The following is a 22,422-nucleotide window of genomic DNA, read 5'->3' as shown; positions in this document are numbered from 1 at the left end:
GTACAGAGTATGGATATAAAACTGGCGAAAACAAAGCGCATGCCGCTTAAGAAGCTCGCATTGCTTGTTATTGTGCTATTTGTGGTCGGTTTGGTACTTTTTGCCAAAGCATATACCCAAAGTGCATCAAACGTGGTTTTCCAAGAAGAGTTAATCGTTGCTAAAGTCCAACAGGGCGAGTTTGAACTCAGTGTTAAGGGACTTGGCAGTCTTGCATTGGAAAAACGCCATTTGGTTACCAGTAGTAGTGGCGGGAAAGTCGTTGAAGTGTTGGTTAAACCGGGTGAAATGGTCACTCAAGGTACGCTACTTGCCCGGCTTGAAAACCCATCACTGCGCGAAGCGCTCATTCAAAAACATAGCCAACTTACCAAAATTTCAGCGCAACATGAGGCCGAACTTGCAGAATTAAAGGCAAAAGTGCAAGAGGCGCACACCGCACATCATGATGCTTTGCTGGCTTATAAAGCCGACAAAATTCAGTGGCAGGCGCAAAAAACCTTAATAGAAAAGGGCAATAGCACTATCTCTATGCTTGACCATCAACGCAGCGAGTTTGCAATGCAGCGTAGTCAAAAGCAAGTGGAGTTACAGCAAGCGAGAGTTGCCACTCAGCAAGAAGTGCAACAGGCTAAAGCCAAAGCGCAGCTGGCTGAGCAAGCAAGTCTACGTTCCGAAATAAAGCTACTTGAAGAGAATATTGCAGCACTTGATGTGCGCTCGCCAATTACTGGACAAATTCAGGATGTGCTGATTGAAGTGGGCATGCAATTGTCTAATACCAGCTCGGTTGCAGAGGTGGCAGATCCACGTTTGCTGGTTGCTAAGATAAACATCGCAGAACTAGATGCGCCCCATGTACAAGTGGGGCAGTCGGCTACAATCGATACTTACACTTCGCGTTTTAACGCCGTCGTAAAACGCGTTTCCCCAAAAGTCACCAATAGCCAAGTTGAGGTAGAGCTCAGCATTGAAGGCACTTTGCCAAGAGAAGCCAGAGATAAACTCAACATTGAAGGGGTTATTGTAACGAGCCATAAGCCCGAGGCGATATTCGTCGCAATGCCAGCCAATGCTGTTGCAAATAATCAAGCAAGCGTGTTTGTTGTTGATGAACATCTCGCCACGAAAAAAACGGTTAAATTTGGTCAGCGTTCGGTAAACTACATCGAAGTGCTTGAAGGGCTTAATAAAAATCAAACTATCATTATTTCCGATATGGAAAAATATACTCAAGATAGCCAAGTGCTAGTGCGTTAACAGGACATCATTATGAACTCAGTCATTCAACTTAATAATATCGAAAAGCGGTTTCAGACGGACGAAATTGCAACTCAAGCGCTAGACGGCATTAATCTCGTAGTAGAGCCCGGCGAGTTTGTGGCTATCACGGGACCGTCAGGGTGCGGCAAATCAACGTTATTGTCAATTTTGGGCTTGATTGATGAACCAAGTAACGGTGAGTACTTTATCAGTGGTAACCAAGCATTTAATTTAAGCTCGGACGAGCGTGCTCACATTCGTGCTAATCATATTGGTTTTATTTTTCAGGCCTTTAACCTTATCAGTGATTTAAACGTGCTTGAAAATGTCATGTTACCGCTGACTTATATCGGCGGCATTAGCCAAAAAGAAATGGAGCAAAAAGCCAAAGACGCGCTGGCGATGGTGGGATTAGAAAATCGCATCAATCATTTTCCTTCTCAGCTTTCAGGCGGTCAGCAGCAGCGCGCTGCAGTTGCAAGAGCCTTGATTAACTCCCCAGACCTCATCCTCGCCGATGAGCCGACCGGTAACTTGGACTCAAATAATGCCCAGCAAGTGCTAGGGTTGTTAAGCGAGCTTCATGCTGCTGGCAAAACGATTTGTATGGTAACGCATGATATCGAATCTACGACTTACGCTAGCCGTGTTATCTCTATGCTAGATGGCACAATTTTAAGAGATAAAAAGCAGCTTGAGCACGCAAGCAAAGTCGTAGGAGCTTAGTATGGGATTACTTCTAGACTTTCGTTACGCACTGAGAAACATCGCCAAATCAATGCGGTTTACGTTATTGATGATGTTTATCATGGTTGGCAGTTTGACCATATCTTTGATTGGTTTTAACTATATTTATACGGTGGCATTTTCACATAGCCAAGTGGGTAGTGGCAGCCCAGAAATCAGGATCTTTAAGGTTCGTAACCCTATCAGCATGCAAAATCGGTTTGAATACAGCATGTTGCCACAGCTACGAGAACTTGATGAAGTTAAACAACTTGAAGAGTGGCTTTATATTGCGCCAGCGAGTGTTTGGGTAAGTGACGCTGAACGAGGCAATCATTATCGAGGCTCCTATGTTGATGAACGCTTTTTTCAGTTTCTGGACATTAAACCTGCACTTGGGCGATTTTATACTGCTGAGGACTTTGTGGGAGCAGCCCAAAATGTGGTCGTGATTTCAGACTATCTCTGGTTGCATCTATTCCAAGGTAGCAAAGACGTCATAGGGCGCACAATGGTCATTGATCAAAAGCCTTACGAGATAATCGGTGTGATGCCCAAACACAATAACTTCCCGATATTTTCTAAACTTTGGCTGCCACTTAAAGGCAATAACACAGCACCTGCTGATACCATAGATATTATTTATAAGATGCCAAATGAGATCGTAGAGGCAAGGCTTGAGCAGCGTTTAAGTTTATTTTTCACTGATTATGCACAGCAACGAGTTAGTCAGTCAGCACTTGAGGTAGATAAAACGGTTCGTGTTGAATCTATGACCTTGGTGGAATATAACACCGACGGTGAAGCGGTATTTATATTTACCCTGTTTATGGCTGGTATCGTACTTATTTTGCTTATTTCTTCAATTAACATTGGTAACTTACTTTTTGCCAAAATCATCGAGAGACAAAAAGAGTCGGCTATTCGTGCCGCGATTGGCGCGAAAAAATTAAGGGTGGTTCAGCAGCATGCTTGTGAGGGCTTGGTTTACTGCGTTAGCAGTTGGGTCGTGGCGCTATTGCTAACGGATCTCGGTTTGCGAGCGCTGAACTTTTTTATGAATATGATGTTTGGTGGCAAAATGCCGTACTGGTGGTATTGGCAGCTAAATACAATCACCATTTTGGTGTCACTATTGCTGATAAGCTTGGTATTTGCTATTGCTGTGCTGTTACCTGCGGTGAAAACCGCTAACTTTAACATCAATGATGTATTGCGAGACGGCACACGAGGCGCAACCGGAAAACAAGCGGGATTGATGTCAAAACGCCTACTGTCTTTGCAGGTGACCTTAGTGAGCTTTATGCTGATGGCGTCGAGCACCATAGGCTATGTGATGTATTCTATGGCGGGAAATATTGACGGCGAGACCCTAAAAGGGGTGTACTCAACTGAGCTGCAATTTCAAACTGAAAGCGAGTTTTCGAGTGATAAAGCGGTCGAAATGGCAAGCGCATTGGTCGTGGGAATGACATTGGATCCTGCCTTTAAAGAAGGGCGCGTGTATCAACGGGAGATGGAGCTTGATGTGCTAACAAGCGAGAGCGAAGTTTATACCGATAAAATCATAAATATTGAAGCGGTATCTCATCTTTTTGAGCGCGAACTGCAAAGCGGTCGGAACTTCACGGCACAAGACAACACAGAAGCTGCGCCCGTAGTGATCATTAGCCAGTCTCTCGCACACGCGTTGTTTGGCGGTGAGGAAGTATTGGGGCGCTCACTGATGTTACGTGATGCAAAATGGCCAAGCGCTAAAATAGTTGGTATTGCAGTGGATGAGATGAGCGTTGTTGCTAGCGATCGTCGTCATGAAGTCTATTTTAGTTTTCGTCAATATGCGCCAAAGGAAAATGCAATGGCGGTTAAGTTCATTACTGAGTTGCCGCCAAGCCAAAGTTACGAAGCCTTCTATCGCGTGTTAGATAGGCTCTCAAGCAAGCTCGAAACCAGCTATATTTTTGATCACTACGACAACCATCGCTCTATGATGGGGGCGTTCACCAGTATCATTTATGTGTTTTTGATTGTGGGTGGATTTGCCTTGACGCTTTCTTTAATTGGTATTTATGCCATGGGCCTGAGTAATATCAACAAATCTAGCTATGAAATAGGCATTCGCCGTGCGCTTGGCTCCAAAGATCGCCAGATCATGTTGTTATTTATCAAGAAAAATCTAACCCATACTGTTACAGGGCTGACTATTTCTGCATTAATTTTCTATATCTTGTGTTATCTTGCTGTAGACTTTTTCCGCGGTATTGTGCCATTTAGTGTTATGTTTGGTGCGGGTAGTATCACTTTACTACTGGTATTTGCTGCGGTATGCCTTGCGCTTTATATCCCGGTGAAACGCAGCATAAAAGTCCAACCTGCGGTTAGCTTAAGAATGGAATAATAATTTGAAAAAGGTGCTAATAGTAGACGACTCGCTTGATATTCAAGCGAGTCTGAAGTTTTTACTTGAGGATGAAGGCTACGCTTGCCACGGTGTGGTGACACCAGAGGCGGCATTTGATTATGTCAGTACACAGGAAGTGGACTTAGTGCTATTGGATATGAACTTTACCCAAGACACTACCAGTGGTAAAGAAGGGCTGATGGCGATTGCTAAGCTCATTCAAATCGATCCGCTCTTACCCATTGTGGTGATGACTGGTTGGGCGACGCTAGACCTTGCCGTCGCTGCACTAAAGCAAGGAGCGGCCGATTTCATTGAAAAGCCATGGGATGATGAGCGCCTTGCTCATAGCATCAAAGTACAAATCGAAAAGCGAGCTGACAGACAACATTTAGCGCGGCTATCTGCTGAAAACGAACGCCTTAAAAAGCCCCAACAAACGGTCAATTTTGTTACGCAAAGTGAGAAAAAGCAGCGTGTACTGACACAGCTCACCCAGTTGGCACAAAGCGATATGAACATCTTGCTAACCGGTGAAAATGGCACAGGAAAGAGCTATTACGCGCAGTATATACACGAGCATTCAAGTCGTGCTGATGGCAGTTTTATCTCGATTAATATGGGGGCGGTGAGCGACGAGCTATTTAACTCTGAGTTATTTGGCCATAAAAAGGGGGCATTTACTGATGCGAAAGCAGATCGCGTGGGTGCATTTACACTCGCCAGTAATGGCTCGTTGTTTTTAGATGAAATTGCCAATTTATCTTTGCAGTCTCAAGCAAAATTGCTTCAAGTGCTAGAAGAGCGAAAGTACGCAGCGGTTGGCAGTCACAAAGTCTTGGACAATACTGCGAGGATTATTTCTGCTACTAACTGTCAACTCAATGAAGCGATTGCCAATAATCAGTTTCGCCAAGACTTATATTATCGATTAAATACTATAGAAGTAGAAATACCGCCATTAAGAGCGTGTCCAGAGGATATCTTGCCATTAGCAGAGCGCTTTTTAATGCGCTTTAGTCATGATTATAAAAAACCACCACCGAGCATTATGCCCTGTGCTGCTAACGCACTGAGTGCTTATGACTTTCCTGGCAATGTAAGAGAGCTTAAACATATGATGGAGCGCGCGGTATTTACTTGTTCAAATGCTCAGGTATTTGCCAGTGATTTGGCGCTCAACGCTACACCGCACTCAGCGTTGCAATCGATGAATACTGCTACAGTGAGCGCGCCAGAAAATCATGATTTAACACTGGATGAAATTATTGAGCAAGCACTCTTTAAAAGATTGGAGTTTCACGGTGGTAACGTATCAAAAGCGGCGAAGAGCTTGGGACTATCGCGCAGTGCGTGGTATCGCAAAATGGACAAATATGAGTAGGAGATAAGCAAACATGTTTTATCGATTTGGACACTGGTTGTTAAGTGCATTACTACTTATATTTGTTAACGTTTTACTGCTTGCGCACGACTATCCTGCAACACTTATTATGTTGATAGACTTAGTATTCGCACTATGTTTTGCTTTGCTCGCTTATCAATATGGTGCGACTAGACAAAACACCATTAATCTCATTGATACCTTGTTGATATCACTTCGCCAAGGCGATTATGCGGTACGAGCGGTACACGGCAAAGACACACAATTACGTTCAACGGTGGAACACTTAAATGCGCTTGCGCAAACCATGCAAGCAGATCAGCGTGCGCTGGCCGAGCAAAGCAACTTGCTAAAGCAAATCATTGAAAAGCTTGATTGTGCACTTATCGTGTTTGACAGCGAAAGCGTTGCATTTGCCAACAGCTACGCTGAGCGCACCTTTTTTGATTGCTATAAAGACGATGCCTGGCGCTGGTTTCAATCACTACAAGCTCAGCAAAAGCAAGGAAAGGTTTCGGTGATGCTTGACGGTACCGAGCATGCTTTTTTGCTTGAACACGACAGCTGCTACATTGCCAATAAACCTCACACTTTACTGGTTTTAAAACAGCTCGATAGCATTTTATATCAACAAGAAAAAGACGCCTTACAGCGTTTTGTTCGTATTTTAAGTCACGAGATCAATAACACTTTAGCGCCGATCGGCACGGTAGCGCGCAGCCTTACCAAGCGTTTAAATGGTGAGTTAGATATAGAAAGGTTTAACAGTGGCCTGTCACTTATCAACGAGCGCGCCAATTACCTTAAATCTTTTATGGGCAACTATGCCTCTCTTGCCAAACTGCCTCCTGCGCACAAGCAAATTGTCGTGCTCAGTGAGTTTTGCGCTCAGCTACAAAGTATCTACCCTCAACTAAAGGTAGAAAGCACAGCCGACCTGCTCGGTTTTTTTGATACGAGCCAAATCAAACAGGTGCTTTGTCATCTTATTAATAATGCCCAAGAAGCGTGCACGCCTTCGCCACAAGTCACACTCAACATTATCCCAGATGCTGACAAATTAGCGTTTTCGGTCACAGACACAGGCCCCGGTTTTTCCAACCTAAGCGAAGCCGCTGAAGCATTTTACACTACCAAAGCCGATGGCAACGGCATAGGCCTAATGCTCTCTCGCATTATTATTGAAAACCACGGCGGACAACTCAAACTAGGCAATAACCCAAGCGGTGGTGCAAAAGTCAGTTTTAGCGTAGAGCGGGGGGGAGGTTGAGTGCTGAAAGTAGCAAAAATATCAAAGAGACCCTGAGCAAAAATAACGAAAAAAGTAACGAAGGCACCCAGTGTAATATATTCAAAATCATGAATTAAAGAGCTTAAGTATGAAGTAGGTTACAGGGTGAGAAATTTTAATTAAAAAACAACATTTATAAGGATTGTTTATGACATCACGATGCATTTTATTGGCATTTGCACTAGCTAGTACAATTGTGTTTGCAACTCCACATAATGGTTCGTTAGACCCTGCTAAGGGAACTTGGCAAAACAAAGATGAAGATGGTGATGGTGTGTTAGATGAGCATGATGAGTTTCCATTTGACGGTCAACGCGCTCGTTATCCCGAAATCGTCGAGATTGAACCTAATGATAACCCTAGTAATGCGGTAAAAGTTGCGCATCAACTTCCGTTTAAAGTAAAAGGGGTTATTTCAAATGCGGGTGATAATGGTGATTTGTATCAGTTTAGTGCAAATAAGGGCGACTATATCTCAGCTCGTATTACCTATAAGTCAGCTAATTTTAAGCCTAAAGTGTACTTTTCCGAGCAAGGCGGCTTTGTGATCAACTCATCGCAGATCCATACTCATAGTGCGCTAAAAATGGCGCATATACTGACTAAAATACCCCATGATGGAAAATTCAACTTGAGTGTCATTGATGATTTATCAGGTGGTGCGCCGGACTATTCCTATGAAATTTACGTATTTAGAGATAATGACACCGACGGTATTGATGATCATGCAGAATATGCAATTGGTATTGAACCAACTCGTATTGATACCGATAGAGACTCTATTCATGACTTCTATGAATATTACGTAAAGCAAGGTACTACACTAGATGAAGACAATAACGGGGTAATTAATCTATTGGACTTAGACAGTGATGGCGACGGCATTAATGATGAACGCGAAGGCTCAGGAAATGCAGATCAAGATGATAAATTAAACTTTTTAGATCTTGATTCTGATAATGACGGCATAGCGGATGCCGACGAGAAACTCAGCGCGAAAGGATGGCCTGAAGACTCTGACAAAGACGGTGTTGAGGATTTTATCGACCTAGATAATGATGGCGACAAAGTTTTAGATATTTATGACGCCGAGCCGTATGAGCGAGTGCGAGGCTTTAGATTAAGTGATTCACCGAGTGTACAAATATCCTCTCAAGCCGGTTATTACGATGGCTATTCATTACCTCGAATTTATCGTATCGGCGATAGTGTTGTATTTACTGGTGATGACTTTGCCGGGCTGGAGAACCCAAAAGTGGTTATCTATAACGGTGAAGAAATTTATAATATCGCGCCAACATCGCACACCAACTCAGCGCTAATCTTTGAACTCAATCTGCCACTTAGCAAATATAAGGCATTTATTTACACTCGAAATAAGCGTTCTAATGAAGTGCGGTTAAGCCCATACAAAGCGGGTTCACCGTTAATATTTGGATATGCCTCAATCAAAGTTCAAGAAGGTGAGCAATATGAGCTTAAGGGAATGGGGTTCGATGGTAAAACCCGCATCGTAATGGGAAATAAAACACTTGTTCCTTCAATTCATACACCATCAAGCCTTACATTTACGATACCAACCGGTATAACAAAAGGCATATTACAATTAACGAATAATGTTGGAACGAGCAATAAGGTTCGATATCGGGTGCAAGCGCGCTAAAAAATAAAGAGCAATAGAAGACTAGAGAAGATTAAAACACCCACTTCAAAGATACAGTAAAAAAACGGTTGAAGTTTGTCGTGGGTGTCAGCCGTTACCATCACTGCCTACTCATTTGTTATTTCACTATCCAAGGCACTATGACATGGTCATAACCAATGCTTAAAAACACATAGACTAATAGCGCAGCCATTACTAAGTTAAAAGCTTTAAAATACTTGGGATCGGAAATCTGTTTACCCATCATTGAACCCACTATCGAATAGCTAGTGGGGGCTCCGAATGCAAGTACAGCAAGGAGTATTGACCATATGACAACGGCGCTGCCGGTAATGCCAACGCTTGGAAACTGAATGGTAGAAACCGGCAACGTAGCGATTAGCGCTTTGGGGTTGAGTAGCTGCATGAAAAGTCCGTCTCGAAAGCTCAACGATTTGGACGCACTTTGCTTACCAGATAGCTTGACATTAGCATGCGCCACTTTCCAAGCAATATATAGAATATAAAGGCACCCAGCCAAGCTGATAAAAGGCAGTAGCCGTGGATTAATAAACTTGAGTCCGACAATCCCTAAGATAACGAATAAGATGAACATTGCCATTCCAACGCCGGCGAAAAAACCGAGATGAACACGCGTCTGTTTGTTTAGACCACTATGTAGACCTAGCAAGTTGATAGGCCCAGGGGTATACATTACCCCGATAGCATAGGCGAAAATTTCTGACATGATTTACTACTCCGATATAAGCAGTTAATGAGCTAACTTAACGGCCCAACTGCAACTGAAATTGTTTTGGTGTCATGCCAAATACGCGTTTAAAGTTACGATTTAAGTGACTGGCATCAGCAAAGCCGGACTCTACCGCTGCGGTGGTGGCGCTACGGCCTACAAGTAGCTGTTTGCGAGCATAGTTGATACGACAATTTAAAACATACTGGTGTGGAGTAATGCAAAAGTGTTCTCGAAAAGCTCGAATAAAGTGATATTTAGACATATTGGCAACATCAGCGATGTCATCAACCGAAATATCGTTGGCAAGATTAGCCAATATATAGTCTTTAGCCCTGAGTACTAAGGTTTCAGCCCTTGTTTTACGAAGTGGTAACTCTAAACAGCCATGCAAACGAACCAATGATTGAGCCAACTGAAACAAAGCGGCTTCGTGCTCAATTTTGGAGTAGGACCGTCTCAAAAGTTGCTGAGATATGGTAAGAACTTGATAGCGCAGCAGTGGGTCATTGAACAAGGTGTTGTTAAGTCTTAGCACTGTTTCTTGTTTATAACCAAGAGAGCGAAACAGTGGTTGCAATTCTCTTGGGTGCACGTAAAGCATTACATATTCTAAGCTGTGTTCGCCCCCAGAATGACCGTCATGGATATCTTCGGGATTGAAAAGCATTATGCAGCCAGGCTGACTTTTATAAAAAGCACGGCGACAGAAAAAGTCTTGTCTGCCTTTTAAAGTGAGACCTATTGAGTATTCTTCATGAGCATGTTTGTTGTAGGAGAAATCACTCATGGTTGCGCACAGCATGGATACATCATCCTGCTGAGCACTATGGGTATATATAAAGTGATTATTTTTACTCACACTCCCTCCTTCTGTTTGAGCACTTTAGCAAAACTACCAAGTCAATATATTCAAGCTATCAATAAAAAAATTGAACGAAATTGCTGATATTCACTACAGAGTTTGCTTAATACTCTTCACAAGGAAACTTAGTTAACCCGAGCTTTGGTCATTTAACCTATCAAATAAATCATAATCGATGCAAAGCCAAAGAACATAGGTGACTCAACTGCTTACCCATTGCGGGAAAATATTTGATACCATAGCTGCCAACGAAGGTTAGCATGTCGTTAACCGAATATATATTGAAGGTCGGAAATTTACCCCTAATGAAACATTTTAAAATATTTGCTGTAATAATCTCAGTGCTTATTTTCAGTGGCTGCGCCGCTCACATTCAAGAGACAAGTAAAACAGCGAATAGAGCTGTAGGGAACACGCCACAAAGTGTATTTTTGGATATTACTTCATCGCACTCAGTTTCTAAAAGTAAGTCGCTTTCTAACAGCATTAATGAGCTAAAAGCGTTAATAGCCAAAGACTTTAATGGCAGTATTGTTGAGTCTGGAAGTGCAGCTCAAGCACCTTTATCAGTCGAGATCACCATCGAGCACTTTCGTTATGTGTCGGGGCTTGGCCGCTTTATGGTAGGTGTAATGGCGGGTGATGCCGAGCTGAAGCTCAATGTAAAGCTAATAAACACTGACACTAACGAGGTGGTTGGTGAGTCGATACTAGATACTCGATCTGAGTTTATCGAAGGCATTTTTGGTGCAACTACTTCTAGGCAGCTTGAAGCAGTATCTAAGAAAGTGGTGAATATGATTGGCACGGTGGAGCGCGAAGGTAAAACTGATAATACCGCTAACTCTTAGTTGATATTGAAGTTCCAAATAGTCAAAGAAACCTAGTTTTTGACGATGGAGCTCCTGTATATCCATTTGAGCCCACTGATGCGCATTACAAACAAAGGGACGTGAAGCCAATATGAAAACGAAGTTTGTTGATATTGCACTTGTTTTAAGAGCCTTGATGTTAACTGTCGCGATTGGCGTATTTTTTAACGCGAAAGCGTGGGGTAATCACAGCCCACAGCTGTTGCGTGATAGCGCAGTTAGCGATGTACAAGCGCCCTTGGAAAATCCAGATTTAAAAGGGCTACGGACTTACGTTGATGACTGGGTCAAAAAAGCCATGGTGCAATATAACCTGCCAGGAGTCGCGGTTACTATAGTCAAAGACGGTGAGGTTGTATTACTCAAAGGCTATGGATTTGCTGATGTATACAGCCAAGCTATGGTTAAACCGAATAAAACATTATTTCGCATCGGTTCTATCACCAAAACAATGACTGCACTTGCAGTGATGCAGCTGGTGGAGCAGGGTAAACTATCTATAGATACTGATATCAATGAGTATCTGAGCGAATTTAAAATACCTGACACCTTTAAAGCGCCTATTACAATCCGTGCCCTATTAAGTCATCGAGCGGGTTTTGAAGAAGCGGATGCCGGTAACTTGTTCGTTGAAAATGCCTCAGAAATGCTTAGTACAGAGCGATATCTCGCAACACATATGCCCAAGAGAATTTGGCCGCCAGGTGTTAATGTATCCTATTCCAACTATGGTTTTGCTTTGCTTGGTTATCTTGTCGAGTTGCAGTCGGGTATGGATTTAGCGACTTATATGGAGCAACACATTTTTTCTGTACTGGGTATGCAAAACACGACATTACGAGAGCCAGTAAAAACCAATGCTGCCTTTACAGCGATGAAACCTGAGCTACAACAACAGCTTGCAACTGGGTATTTTAGGGATAGAACAGGCAATAATATCGCCAAACCTTTTGAATTTATTGGGCATGTAGGTGGCGCGGGGGCCATTTCTGCAACTGCGCATGATATGGCGCTTTATATGTCAGCTCTGATGGGTGACAACAACCTGTTCGTGCAGCCAACCACCCAAAAAACAATGATACATCGACTATACGACGATAGGCCACTGGCGACAGGGATTGCTCATGGCATGTTTGATGGCAAGCTTAAGGGTTATGAGCAGCGTCATCACTCTGGTGCCACACAGACGTTTGCCGCCAACATGGTGATCTTTCCTGAAGTTCAACTGGGCATTTTTGTTTCAACTAACGTGTTGGGTAGCGGGGCAGACTTTGTTGAGGCTTTACCGACTGCGATATTGAATAAATTTTATCGCAACAAGTCGATAAGTCCCATTAAACCGCGACAGCCAAGCGCACCCTCTCAAGTAAACATCTACACGCAAGTTTTAAAACAGCAAGTTAGCCAACCAAACTTTGAAGATTATACAGGAATATTTCTGAGTACTCGTCGTTCGTATACTCAACTGGAAAAACTGGCCGCATTAGATGCGGCGGCTGAGATAGCCATTGATGATCAAAATAGGTTAGTTATGATGGTTGCAGGGAATAAAATAAAACTGAAGCACCTTGAAGCGGACGTCTTTCAAGCCGGAGCTCGAGACGCGCCTATTTTTTACTTTTATCGCGATGGGACTGGGAAGGTAAATCGTTTTTCGGCTAGTATGTGGTCTGGCGATTATGAACGAGTAAGCTTCTTACAAAGCCCACTTTTCTTCAACTTGGCGTTGGCGATAGCTTCGTTGTTATCGATATCCACTTTGCTGTTCAGTTTTGTTCGAGCTCGCAAAAGCAAAAGGCTTGACCAACTTGAAAAGTTGGCATGTTTTAGCTCAAGTATGATACTTGCAGCGGTGCTGGGCTTTATTTTAATGAATGCCGGTATTGTGTTCGATGAATATCAATTTCACGCAAGCTTTCCCACCGTAGAGGTAAAGCTGCTACTGTCTTTGGTGATAGCAATCGTTCTCACGACCTTTTTGAAAGTGCTAAGTCTTCCAATCATGTTGCGCATGAGTGATTTGTATTGGTTTTATAAAATACACTATGTGATTTTTACACTGAGTTGCTTAAGTTTTATTTATGCATTTTGGATTTGGAATGCGGTTGGATTTAACTATTTTGGCTAGATTTATAAAGTTATCAGTTAGTCGAAATTACGGACCCGCTCTCGCTAATTTTAAAAACATTGAGTTAGCTTTTTAAGCTAAACTTCAGCTTCAGATTGAAAATGAGTCGATTTATGAAAAAAGCCGCTTTACGCGGCTTTTTTTCCTTACTTCTTGTACTTTTCAAACCAAGCGAGCGTATGCTCGATTTTGCTGATCATCCGAGAGGGGCGGCCTGCAATTCCATGTGGCGCACCTGGAATTTTGACTAGTACAGAGTCAATTTTACGTAGCTTAAGCGCTTGGTAGAACTGTTCGGTTTCGGCCATTGGCGTGCGCAAGTCTTCTTCACCCGTCATTAGCATGGTTGGTGTGGTTACGTTGCCAACGAGCGAAAGCGGTGAGCGTTGCCAATAGTGTTCCATATGCTCCCATGGCATACCTGGGAATTGCGTTGGAATTTGACCAAGGCCACTGTCAGCGGTAAGCACTTTACTCAGCCAGTTGATCACAGGCTTTACGACAACAGCAGCGTTAAAACGGTTAGTTAAGCCAATCGCGTAGGCTGTTGCGATACCACCTGCAGAGCCGCCAGCAATAAACAGATTATCTTTGTCGATAAAGCCTTTCTCAAGCATAGCGTCTACCCCTGAGTTATGATCGGCAAAGTCTTCTTTCGAGCTGTATTTGTACTTGAGCAACATTGCAAAGCGCTCGCCGTAAGAGCTGCTGCCTCTGTGATTGTCGTAAAATACCACATAACCTTCAGCGGCATAACGCTGTAATTCTGCTGAGAAATGGGGGCCGTAGGCTAAGTGTGGGCCACCGTGAATTTCTAGTAGTAACGGATATTGTTTTTTCGGGTCAAAATTTGGTGGCGTAATATACCAGCCCTGAATTTTTTCCCCGTCGAACGATGAGTTATAGGTGATCTCATGCACTTTACCAAGGGTTTTATGCGTAAGTAGGTCTTCGTTAAGGCCGGTTAATTGCGTTACTTTGCCTTTTCTTGTTGTGATAGCGATGTCTGCAGGGCGCTCACTCGAACCTTGCGTAAAGGCAATTTCCCCATCAAAGTTAGCACTAAATTCACCGCTTAGATAAGGGCGACCAAGGGTTGTGCCTGAGAGCGTATCTGTGATGTCGGTAATTTTGCCTTTTGTGGTGATGCTCGCGAGCTTTCGCTTGCCGTGGTCATCGTAAGTCATCGCCAATCTATCACTGCCAATCCAAGTTGGGTCTTGGATTGAGCGGTCGAAGTCTTTGGCAATCATGTGGGAGGTTTTGTCCTGCCAATCCATAATATTCAGTTTGCTATTACGGTAAGGGTTAAGCGCGTTCGATGCACTAAGATAAGCCAGCTTTTTCCCATTTTCGGAAAAACTAGGCGCGTACTCACGACCAGGAGCCGACGTAAGCTGGGTGATATTACGGTTAAAATCAACTTCGAATAAGTCGCCCTCTAGACGCTTGTATTCCCAGTCCGCAATACGGTTTGCTGAAAACACAATCGCCTTTGCGTCTGCTCGCCACGCGAGTTTGCCACTATGGTGGTAATTACCTGAGGTTAATTGGCGTGGCGTGCCGCCTTCGCTTGGTAACACGAAGATCTGGCGATAGCCAGGTTTGATAAGGCCACTGCCATCAGCTTGATAGTAGGCTTTGTCGATAACAATGGCAGAGTCGGACCACTTTGCACCCTTTGGTTTTTCTGGCATTTTGGCAATAACAGCTGGCTTTTCAGCAACCTTTTGGCTAAAAGCCAACCATTTGCCATCTGGTGACCAAGTTAAGCCACTGATCCCAGATTGCAACTGTGTAAGTAGTGCCGTACGGTTTTGAGCAAGATAATGCACATGAATTTGTGTGCTACCAGATACATTGCTCACAAAGGCGATTTTACTACCATCTGGCGACCAACGAGGCTGACTGTAATTGTTTTCATCAGAAAAGAGTGGCGATTGTGCGCCTGACTTAGTATCGACCAGCCACAGGTTTTGTCGCTTAGCATCCTTCATTACATCATTGCTGTTACGCACATATACCACTTGAGTACCATCTGGTGATATTTGCGGGTCGTTTGCATATTCCAGCTCAAAAATGTCTTTAGCCTGTAATCCCACCTCAGTCTGTGCGACTGTTGGCAATGCAGCGCAACCCAGTAAAGTGCAAATGAGCGTCCGTTTCAATCCAAAAGGCATAATGCCACCCTCTATATAATTTTTATTTAGGGCTACATAGTTATTCAGGTGCAATTCAATGTCACCTAATACGCGATGGAACGAAATAAAAACTCGATGTGTCAAATAGAATGGGAGTGAGTGGCTGTTTGTTGTGTGAAATCAGGTGAAAGTTGCGGATGTTTGAAGTGAGTGTCCGTAAGTTATCTGCGCGTAAGTTATCTGAAAAAATGAGTGCTCATCAATAATGGCAAACCGCTCAAGCTGCGCCACTATCATTCCTTGAAGGCGGCACATAATTTAGGTTTTATTTAGCTGCTAGCGTTATTATTAACCTAGCTTGATTAAGCTGATTTTTTGGCTAATAGCTCTTGGCGCACGAGTTCAGCCCCTGCGCTCAATGCAGCGAGCTTACCTCTTGCCACCTCACGAGAAAGTGGCGCCATACCGCAGTTAGTACACGGGTAGAGTTTGTCGGCGTCAACAAATTCAAGCGCTTTGCGTAGTGTGTTGGCAACTTCTTCTGGCGTTTCGATGGTGTTGGTTGCAACATCAATCGCACCAACCATCACTTTTTTACCACGGATCAACGCTAACAAGTCGATTGGCACATGAGAGTTATGGCACTCTAAAGAGATAATATCGATATTGGATTTTTGTAGCTTAGGAAACGCTTCTTCATATTGACGCCATTCTGATCCTAAGGTTTTTTTCCAATCGGTGTTGGCTTTAATGCCGTAGCCGTAGCAGATATGCACTGCGGTTTCGCATTTGAGTCCTTCAATGGCACGTTCAAGCGCCGCAATGCCCCAGTCGTTGACCTCGTCAAAAAATACATTAAAAGCAGGTTCGTCGAACTGAATGATATCGACTCCAGCGGCTTCCAGCTCTTTGGCTTCTTGGTTCAGGATCTTCGCAAATTCCCACGCTAGCTTTTCACGGCTTTTGTAGTGGTCATCATACAGCGTATCTATCATCGTCATCGGGCCTGGTAACGCCCATTTGATAGGTTTGTCTGTTTGGCTGCGTAAAAATTTGGCATCTTCAACAAAAACCGGCTTTTGACGAGACACTGGGCCAACTACAGTCGGGACACTAGCATCATAGCGGTCACGAATTTTTACCGTTTGACGCTTCTCAAAGTCCACACCGCTTAGGTGTTCAATAAAAGTGGTTACAAAGTGCTGACGGGTTTGCTCGCCGTCACTCACGATATCAATCCCTGCAAGTTGTTGCTCCTGCAAAGCAATACGTAGCGCATCGTTTTTGCCATCAATAAGCTCGTCGCCCTCTAGTTTCCAAGGTGACCACAGGGTTTCTGGTTGAGCAAGCCAAGCGGGCTTAGGTAAACTGCCAGCAGTAGACGTTGGTAATAGTGTTTTCATAATAAATGCTGTTCCATATTCCCGTTGATTATAAAGCGTAATTTGCAGACCACTGTTCAAGCACGTTTTGGTAAGGCTTGATAAAATGCTCTTCGGCAAATCGACCTTGTGCAATCGCCAACTGGCTGCGCTCTTCGCGGTCATAAACAATCTGTGTTAATGAGTGATCTAGGTTTTTCAAGTTTGGCTGATAGCACTTGCCTGCAACCGCATTGGCGTTGTAAATCTCAGGGCGGTAGATCTTTTGGAATGTTTCCATGGTGCTGATGGTGCTGATCAACTCCAGATTGGTGTAGTCATTCAGTAAGTCACCAAAGAAGTAAAAAGCCAAAGGTGCAACGCTATTTGGTGGCATAAAGTAGCGCACCTGTAAGCCCATCTTTTTAAAATATTGCTCAGTTAATGATGACTCATTTGGCTGATATTCAAAGCCAAGTACCGGGTGCTGATTTTCAGTGCGGTGATAGGTTTTGTTATCCGATACACTTAGGCAAATCACCGGTGGCTTACTAAAGTGACTCTTGTAAGCTTCTGAATCGACAAAGTATTTAAATAGCTTACCGTGTAAGTCGCCAAAGTTAGCTGGGATGCTGAATTTAGGTTGATCTTTATTATGATCAAGCAATAGCACACTAAAGTCGTAGTCACGTACGTAAGATGAGAAGTTGTTACCAACAATTCCCTCAATGCGTTCATTGGTTTTGTGGTCAACGATATTGGTTTTTAACACCTCAATTGACGGGAAAGTTTGTCCACTACCTGCAATATCCATATCAACTGAGACTATCTCAAGCTCAACAGAATAACGATCGCCTTTTGGGTTATCCCAGTTAGCTAACGCGTTAAAGCGATTATCAATCATCTTTAGGGCATTGCGTAAGTTTTGCTGGCGGCTTTCGCCTCTTGCTAAGTTAGCAAAGTTAGTGGTGATCCGCGTGCTGTTTGACGGATGGTAATTTTCGTCAAGACGAATGCTCTTAATAGTGAAAGTAAACTCGTTATTCATGTTCTTCAGGTATCCAATTCTAATGCTAACGCGCTCGGTAATTACGTTTCACTGCGGTAAACAGGTATCCACGGGGACGCAGTGACAGTGCCGAACATTAAGTGATGTGAGATTTATACGTGGATCATAAGATGAAGAAAAACGGTTTTATTTCACATAAAACATGAGTCTGATTCATGAGTTACAAAAATAGATGCCGCTTATTGAGTCGCATATGCAGAAAATATGAGCAATTGTAGAGTAAAATCCACTGGAAATCTGAAAGTCTAGACTGCTAAATGTCTAAGTTGTATTTGTTTCAAGTAAAACGTGAGGAATATTCAAGGCTTATCTAAGCCAAAAGCACCAATGGCAAAGCGTTATGTTGTTATACTCGCCAGCGCTTAGGTGGCAGAAAGGCTAAAAGCAACGCCCATATTGCTCACTTAAGTGATTGCGCCTCAATTAAAAGAAGAGATAAGTGGAATGAGTGAGTTGATATTGTTGTTTGTGTATTGTGCACTACTCGGTAGTGTTGTCGGCTTTTTAGCCGGGTTGTTAGGTATTGGCGGTGGGCTGGTTATTGTTCCGGTGCTTAGCAGTATTTTACTGTACTTTAACGTGTTACCACCGGAGCAAGTGGTCATAGCTGCTGTAGCGACATCGCTGGCATCCATTTTGTTTACTTCTACCTCATCGGCAATCGCGCATCACAAGAATGGCAATGTACCGTGGGATTTAGCGCCGTGGATAATGACGGGCGTTGCACTAGGCGCGCTTATTAGTGGTTTTTTTGCAGCGCTATTACCCGAAAACGCAGTGCGCATTGTATTTGCAGTAAGCGTGGTATTGATAGCAATAAAAATGTTTTATAGCAGCAAAAATGAGAGTACAACCCAAAGGCAGCTGCCAAATAAAGGCATACTTACGGTATTAACGACGATCACCGGTGGTTTATCCGCAATGATAGGTATTGGCGGTGGAGCGCTTCTGGTACCTCTGTTGACGTTTTTCTCTGTTGATATGAAAAAGGCCATAGGATGCGCTTCTGCATGTGGCATTGTTATCGCGCTTTTTGGCTCTGTTGGCTACATTAGCTCGGGCAGTGCGCACTTTGCACTCTCGGATGGTTTCGCCGGATTTGTTTATTTACCAGCCCTGTTAGGGATTGTGTGCACGTCTTGGTTTACGGCTCCAATGGGGGCTAAAGCCACGCATCACTTGCCTGTTGCCACGATTAAAAAGGTATTTGCGGTGCTGCTGTTAGTGATGGCTGTGAATATGGCGGTGAATTAAAAAGCTGGCGCTGTTAATGCGTTCTTTTTTGGTAAAGTTCTTCCTTTGATGGCTGAGCATGAAAAGTACGCAACAAGCTTTCGCATGGAAGCATTTGCAAACCTGACTATTTACGCCTTTAACAAAGGTGAGTTAGAGGCCGCAGCGGCATATCTAGACTATATAAACAACAAGCTAACTAACGCAAGTCCGCCATAGCGCAATTTTATTGATGCGTATTATGTGGAGCATCTCTTTTGGCGTGCAACACAACGAGGTATAGATTTAGGGTGGCCGAAGCTCCCAACCAACTTAAAACAGCTTTATCTCGACTTTCATGGCTCAAAACCGATGCCAATTTCTTAACTGCGAAGTTTCATTACCCTACAACATGGCAAAGACGCAATTGGCGCTTGGTTGTTAATATTCATCTTATGTAGTTTAAGTTTGTACCGCTATTTGGTATAAATGGCTCGGATTTAAATTACTGATCACAGTTGGGTAAAGACCGTGGGCACGTTTTACAAGGCTTGATTTGTCTGCATATCTGTTTGTCAATATAGGAAAAATCAAAAGTGTTTGAAGTACCACCTTTTTCAGAATATTCGTACGAAGAACTACTAGAAGTAAAAAAACATATCGATAGGGATAAGTACCCTGAGCGGTACGAAACCGTGGTAACGCTACTTAACGACAAGTTTAATGGTCACAACAGACAAGGTGAGACGAGCACCGAAGCGTATATCAAACCTTGTAAATATGCGACATTTTGGCCAAGAGTTGGGGCTATACTCATTGATGGTCTCATTCTTTCTATTGTCATCTATATTGAGTGTTTAATTTTTGGATTCAATTACCACGGCAGTAACTTGTTACTCACGACGGTTGGTTGCATTCAAATGTCGCTTTATAACCTATTTATGCACGGTTGTTATGGTCAAACGCTTGGTAAGATGATTACAAGAATTAAGGTGGTAGATCACGATACAGAACAAAAAATCAGTATTAAGCAGTCGCTTCGTCGCGAATCCGTTGAGCTGGTGCTTTATATGTTGTTTTTGGCACTCGTCATGGCTTTGAGTGTTGTATTATTAATAAACAATACTGTTCCACCTGTCATGTTGCATCTTTTGTCAGGTATTGAGGCGGTACTGTTATGTTGGTTCTTAGCGGAACTTGGCAGCGTAATATTAAATGATAAGTCTAGATCGCTTCATGATTACATAGGTAAGACAGTGGTGGTGCGAGTCGATTAAATGTTCTAAAAATAATAACGAAAGCAGGCAAAACCAAACTTCGCCTCACCTTTGCAATATTCCGCGATGAGGTTTGATTCAATACTACTCTTTGTCTGGTTTACAGAACTTAACAAGACGAGCAAATTTGAGGGCACAATATGATAAGAGAGATAACTCGGGATGATTTTGAGTCGTTTTGGCCAACATTTTCAGAAGTGATCCAAGCGCAAGAAACGTATGCATTTGACTCAACCATGAGTATGGAGCAGGCATTTTTACTTTGGTGCGAAACGCCGCTCAAAGCCTATGTATTTGTTGAACACGGTGAGGTACTTGGCACTTACTATTTAAAACAAAATGCACAGGGCCCGAGCAGTCATATATGTAACTGTGGTTACATGGTGTCGAGTTTGGCTCGTGGTAAAGGAATTGCACGGCTGATGTGTGAACATTCCCAGCAACAAGCGTTAGCGTTGGGGTTCGAAGCCATGCAATTTAATAGCGTGGTATCGACCAATGAACTGGCGATTAAACTTTGGCAAAAGCTTGGTTTTACCATTGTGGGCACTATTCCCAAGGCTTACAAGCATCCTAGGCTGGGTTTGGTCGATAGCTATGTTATGTACAAATGGTTGGCTGATTAAAGTGGACAGGCTCTAAACTAACGTGGCGAATGTTATTTTGCGCAGTCGATCAGTATTTGTTTACTGCGCATAGCCTTAAGTAAAAAGCTGATAAGCCGCTTGACGTTGGGTAAGGATTTTTTTGTTGGATGGGTTAAGACCCATAAATCTGCATAGTGTTCACTCGCTGGTGCAAATTCGATTAAATTAGGAAAATGCCTTGCAATATAATGCGCCCCTCTGATCATACCAAGCCCTTTGGATGCAGCCTGATGACGCAGCACTAAATCTTCGATTGATAGAGAAATTGGGGCGTTTGGATAGGGCGTATCAAGTAGCCAAGTCGGTCTTTCTGTTACGCTGGCGGTTATCCAAGAAACGTTTTCACTCGTGCGTTTATCGAGATAGTCTTTATGCATGAAGTAGCCAAGTGAAATCGGAAATAGCCGGTGACCAACTAAGTGCTCATCCGGAACGTGAGAAGCTCGGATCACGACATCGGCTTCTGATTTCTCTAGATCGGAAAGTGCATAGGTAGTATTTATCGACAGCGTGAGATAAGGATTGTTTTGCTGAAATTCATGTAATTCGTCTAACAAGACAAACTGCAAAATCGCTGGGGGGATAGATAGGTTTATTTGTTGCTTTAACTGCTTAACCGAAGTGTTAATTTGGCTTAAGTGAGGGGCAAGGCAGGCTTCCATATTTTCAGCGGCACTGAGCAGCTGCAGTCCCAATTCAGAAAACGTGACTTTGCCTTGCGAAAGCATGCATATATCAAGACTAAAGCGTTGATTTAAAACATGTAGCCTGCGAGATACCGTCGTGTGGTTTACGCCGAGAACTTTGGCCGCACCTCTGAGTGTATTGGCGCGCTTTAAGGCAAGCAGTAATTGAAAGTCATCCCAGTTTTCCATGCCTACAACACCAAAGTTTAGATGCAATTAAAGTAAAGTGTTTTTCGCATCATGTACAGCGAACGCAGATATTTTCCATTCACCATCAACTAAATAGACGTAATAGCTTGCGCCTACTTTATTAAAAAGTGCGCCTGATTGGGTGTATCGCTCAGCGATGTTGCTAACTAACGCAATATTTTTATCAAGAAAATGAATATTGACCTTGCTCCATTTTACGTAATTGACACCTTGTTCTTTTAGGCGTGTTAAGAATACTTGCACCTGTTTATTCATTTGCGTTTGTGTGATCACGCTCGGCTTTGAACTTGATGACATTAACATAAGCGTATCTGTGTACAGTTGAGGACTGGTTGGTAAATCACCAGTTTGCAGATAATGGTTGTATTTACTCATGTAGCTGTCGAACAGCTTATTGATTTTATTTGTGTCCGTTTCTGCCAATAGCTGGCTACTAAAAGTAAATAAAATAAATAGGATAGCGGCTCTCATAAGATGTTGCTCCAAGTCAGTTTTT

The 22,422-nt window shown here is 43.2% G+C and carries 19 protein-coding genes; 12 read left to right on the top strand and 7 right to left on the bottom strand.

Features of this window, described 5'->3' with window-relative positions:
• The first annotated feature begins 9 nt into the window (after nt 1-9).
• From A587_RS0111560 to A587_RS0111535, 6 genes are all read left to right on the top strand, one after another.
• Nucleotides 10-1,260, top strand: coding sequence for an efflux RND transporter periplasmic adaptor subunit (locus A587_RS0111560; protein ID WP_017217727.1), 1,251 nt, complete (start codon nt 10-12; stop codon nt 1,258-1,260).
• Between the two features lie 12 nt (nt 1,261-1,272).
• Complete coding sequence (locus A587_RS0111555; RefSeq protein ID WP_017217726.1) at nt 1,273-1,989, top strand: ABC transporter ATP-binding protein; 717 nt, start codon at nt 1,273-1,275, stop codon at nt 1,987-1,989.
• Nucleotide 1,990: 1 nt separating this feature from the next.
• Nucleotides 1,991-4,387: an ABC transporter permease gene (locus tag A587_RS0111550; RefSeq protein WP_017217725.1), complete on the top strand. Its 2,397-nt coding sequence runs from the start codon at nt 1,991-1,993 to the stop codon at nt 4,385-4,387.
• A gap of 4 nt (nt 4,388-4,391) precedes the next feature.
• Nucleotides 4,392-5,774: a sigma-54-dependent transcriptional regulator gene (locus tag A587_RS0111545; protein WP_010370138.1), complete on the top strand. Its 1,383-nt coding sequence runs from the start codon at nt 4,392-4,394 to the stop codon at nt 5,772-5,774.
• Between the two features lie 13 nt (nt 5,775-5,787).
• A complete protein-coding gene (locus A587_RS0111540; protein ID WP_017217724.1) occupies nt 5,788-7,044 on the top strand; it encodes a sensor histidine kinase in 1,257 nt (418 codons plus the stop codon).
• Between the two features lie 169 nt (nt 7,045-7,213).
• Nucleotides 7,214-8,728, top strand: a complete 1,515-nt coding sequence (locus tag A587_RS0111535) for a hypothetical protein (RefSeq protein WP_017217723.1) — start codon at nt 7,214-7,216, stop codon at nt 8,726-8,728.
• A gap of 118 nt (nt 8,729-8,846) precedes the next feature.
• Here A587_RS0111535 and A587_RS0111530 read toward each other — a convergent pair whose 3' ends face one another.
• Together A587_RS0111530 and A587_RS0111525 are read right to left on the bottom strand one after the other, a co-directional pair.
• A complete protein-coding gene (locus A587_RS0111530) occupies nt 8,847-9,455 on the bottom strand; it encodes a LysE family translocator (protein WP_017217722.1) in 609 nt (202 codons plus the stop codon).
• A gap of 37 nt (nt 9,456-9,492) precedes the next feature.
• Nucleotides 9,493-10,320 (bottom strand): AraC family transcriptional regulator, encoded by an 828-nt coding sequence (locus A587_RS0111525; RefSeq protein WP_017217721.1) that lies wholly within the window; start codon nt 10,318-10,320, stop codon nt 9,493-9,495.
• Between the two features lie 308 nt (nt 10,321-10,628).
• Between A587_RS0111525 and A587_RS0111520 the strand changes: the two genes are divergently transcribed.
• The gene (locus A587_RS0111520; protein WP_017217720.1) at nt 10,629-11,174 is read left to right on the top strand and encodes a DUF4410 domain-containing protein; all 546 of its coding nucleotides are present in this window, start codon (nt 10,629-10,631) and stop codon (nt 11,172-11,174) included.
• Nucleotides 11,175-11,286: 112 nt separating this feature from the next.
• Nucleotides 11,287-13,323, top strand: a complete 2,037-nt coding sequence (locus tag A587_RS0111515; RefSeq protein WP_017217719.1) for a serine hydrolase domain-containing protein — start codon at nt 11,287-11,289, stop codon at nt 13,321-13,323.
• 146 nt (nt 13,324-13,469) lie between these two features.
• Here A587_RS0111515 and A587_RS0111510 read toward each other — a convergent pair whose 3' ends face one another.
• The 3 genes from A587_RS0111510 to A587_RS0111495 form a co-directional block, all read right to left on the bottom strand.
• Nucleotides 13,470-15,503, bottom strand: coding sequence for a S9 family peptidase (locus tag A587_RS0111510; protein ID WP_017217718.1), 2,034 nt, complete (start codon nt 15,501-15,503; stop codon nt 13,470-13,472).
• Nucleotides 15,504-15,826: 323 nt separating this feature from the next.
• Nucleotides 15,827-16,867: a methionine synthase gene (locus tag A587_RS0111500; protein ID WP_010370114.1), complete on the bottom strand. Its 1,041-nt coding sequence runs from the start codon at nt 16,865-16,867 to the stop codon at nt 15,827-15,829.
• Between the two features lie 28 nt (nt 16,868-16,895).
• A complete protein-coding gene (locus tag A587_RS0111495) occupies nt 16,896-17,873 on the bottom strand; it encodes a DUF1852 domain-containing protein (RefSeq protein ID WP_010370111.1) in 978 nt (325 codons plus the stop codon).
• A 465-nt stretch (nt 17,874-18,338) separates the two neighbouring features.
• Here A587_RS0111495 and A587_RS0111490 point away from each other — a divergent pair, with 465 nt between their 5' ends.
• The 4 genes from A587_RS0111490 (at nt 18,339) to A587_RS0111475 (ending at nt 21,009) form a co-directional block, all read left to right on the top strand.
• Entirely contained in the window at nt 18,339-19,148 is an 810-nt protein-coding gene (locus A587_RS0111490; RefSeq protein ID WP_017217716.1) for a sulfite exporter TauE/SafE family protein, read from the top strand.
• Between the two features lie 48 nt (nt 19,149-19,196).
• Complete coding sequence (locus A587_RS25425) at nt 19,197-19,346, top strand: hypothetical protein (protein ID WP_017217715.1); 150 nt, start codon at nt 19,197-19,199, stop codon at nt 19,344-19,346.
• Nucleotides 19,347-19,702: 356 nt separating this feature from the next.
• Complete coding sequence (locus tag A587_RS0111480; protein WP_017217714.1) at nt 19,703-20,383, top strand: RDD family protein; 681 nt, start codon at nt 19,703-19,705, stop codon at nt 20,381-20,383.
• 140 nt (nt 20,384-20,523) lie between these two features.
• Entirely contained in the window at nt 20,524-21,009 is a 486-nt protein-coding gene (locus tag A587_RS0111475; RefSeq protein ID WP_017217713.1) for a GNAT family N-acetyltransferase, read from the top strand.
• 32 nt (nt 21,010-21,041) lie between these two features.
• On the opposite strand, the gene A587_RS0111470 is transcribed toward A587_RS0111475, so the two are convergent.
• Nucleotides 21,042-21,905, bottom strand: coding sequence for a LysR family transcriptional regulator (locus tag A587_RS0111470; protein WP_017217712.1), 864 nt, complete (start codon nt 21,903-21,905; stop codon nt 21,042-21,044).
• Between the two features lie 27 nt (nt 21,906-21,932).
• Entirely contained in the window at nt 21,933-22,397 is a 465-nt protein-coding gene (locus tag A587_RS0111465) for a hypothetical protein (protein WP_017217711.1), read from the bottom strand.
• Between the last annotated feature and the right edge of the window lie 25 nt (nt 22,398-22,422).

This window comes from Pseudoalteromonas sp. NJ631 (assembly GCF_000276645.1).
Lineage (GTDB): Bacteria > Pseudomonadota > Gammaproteobacteria > Enterobacterales > Alteromonadaceae > Pseudoalteromonas > Pseudoalteromonas piscicida.
This window is presented reverse-complemented; position numbering and strand designations above follow the sequence as displayed.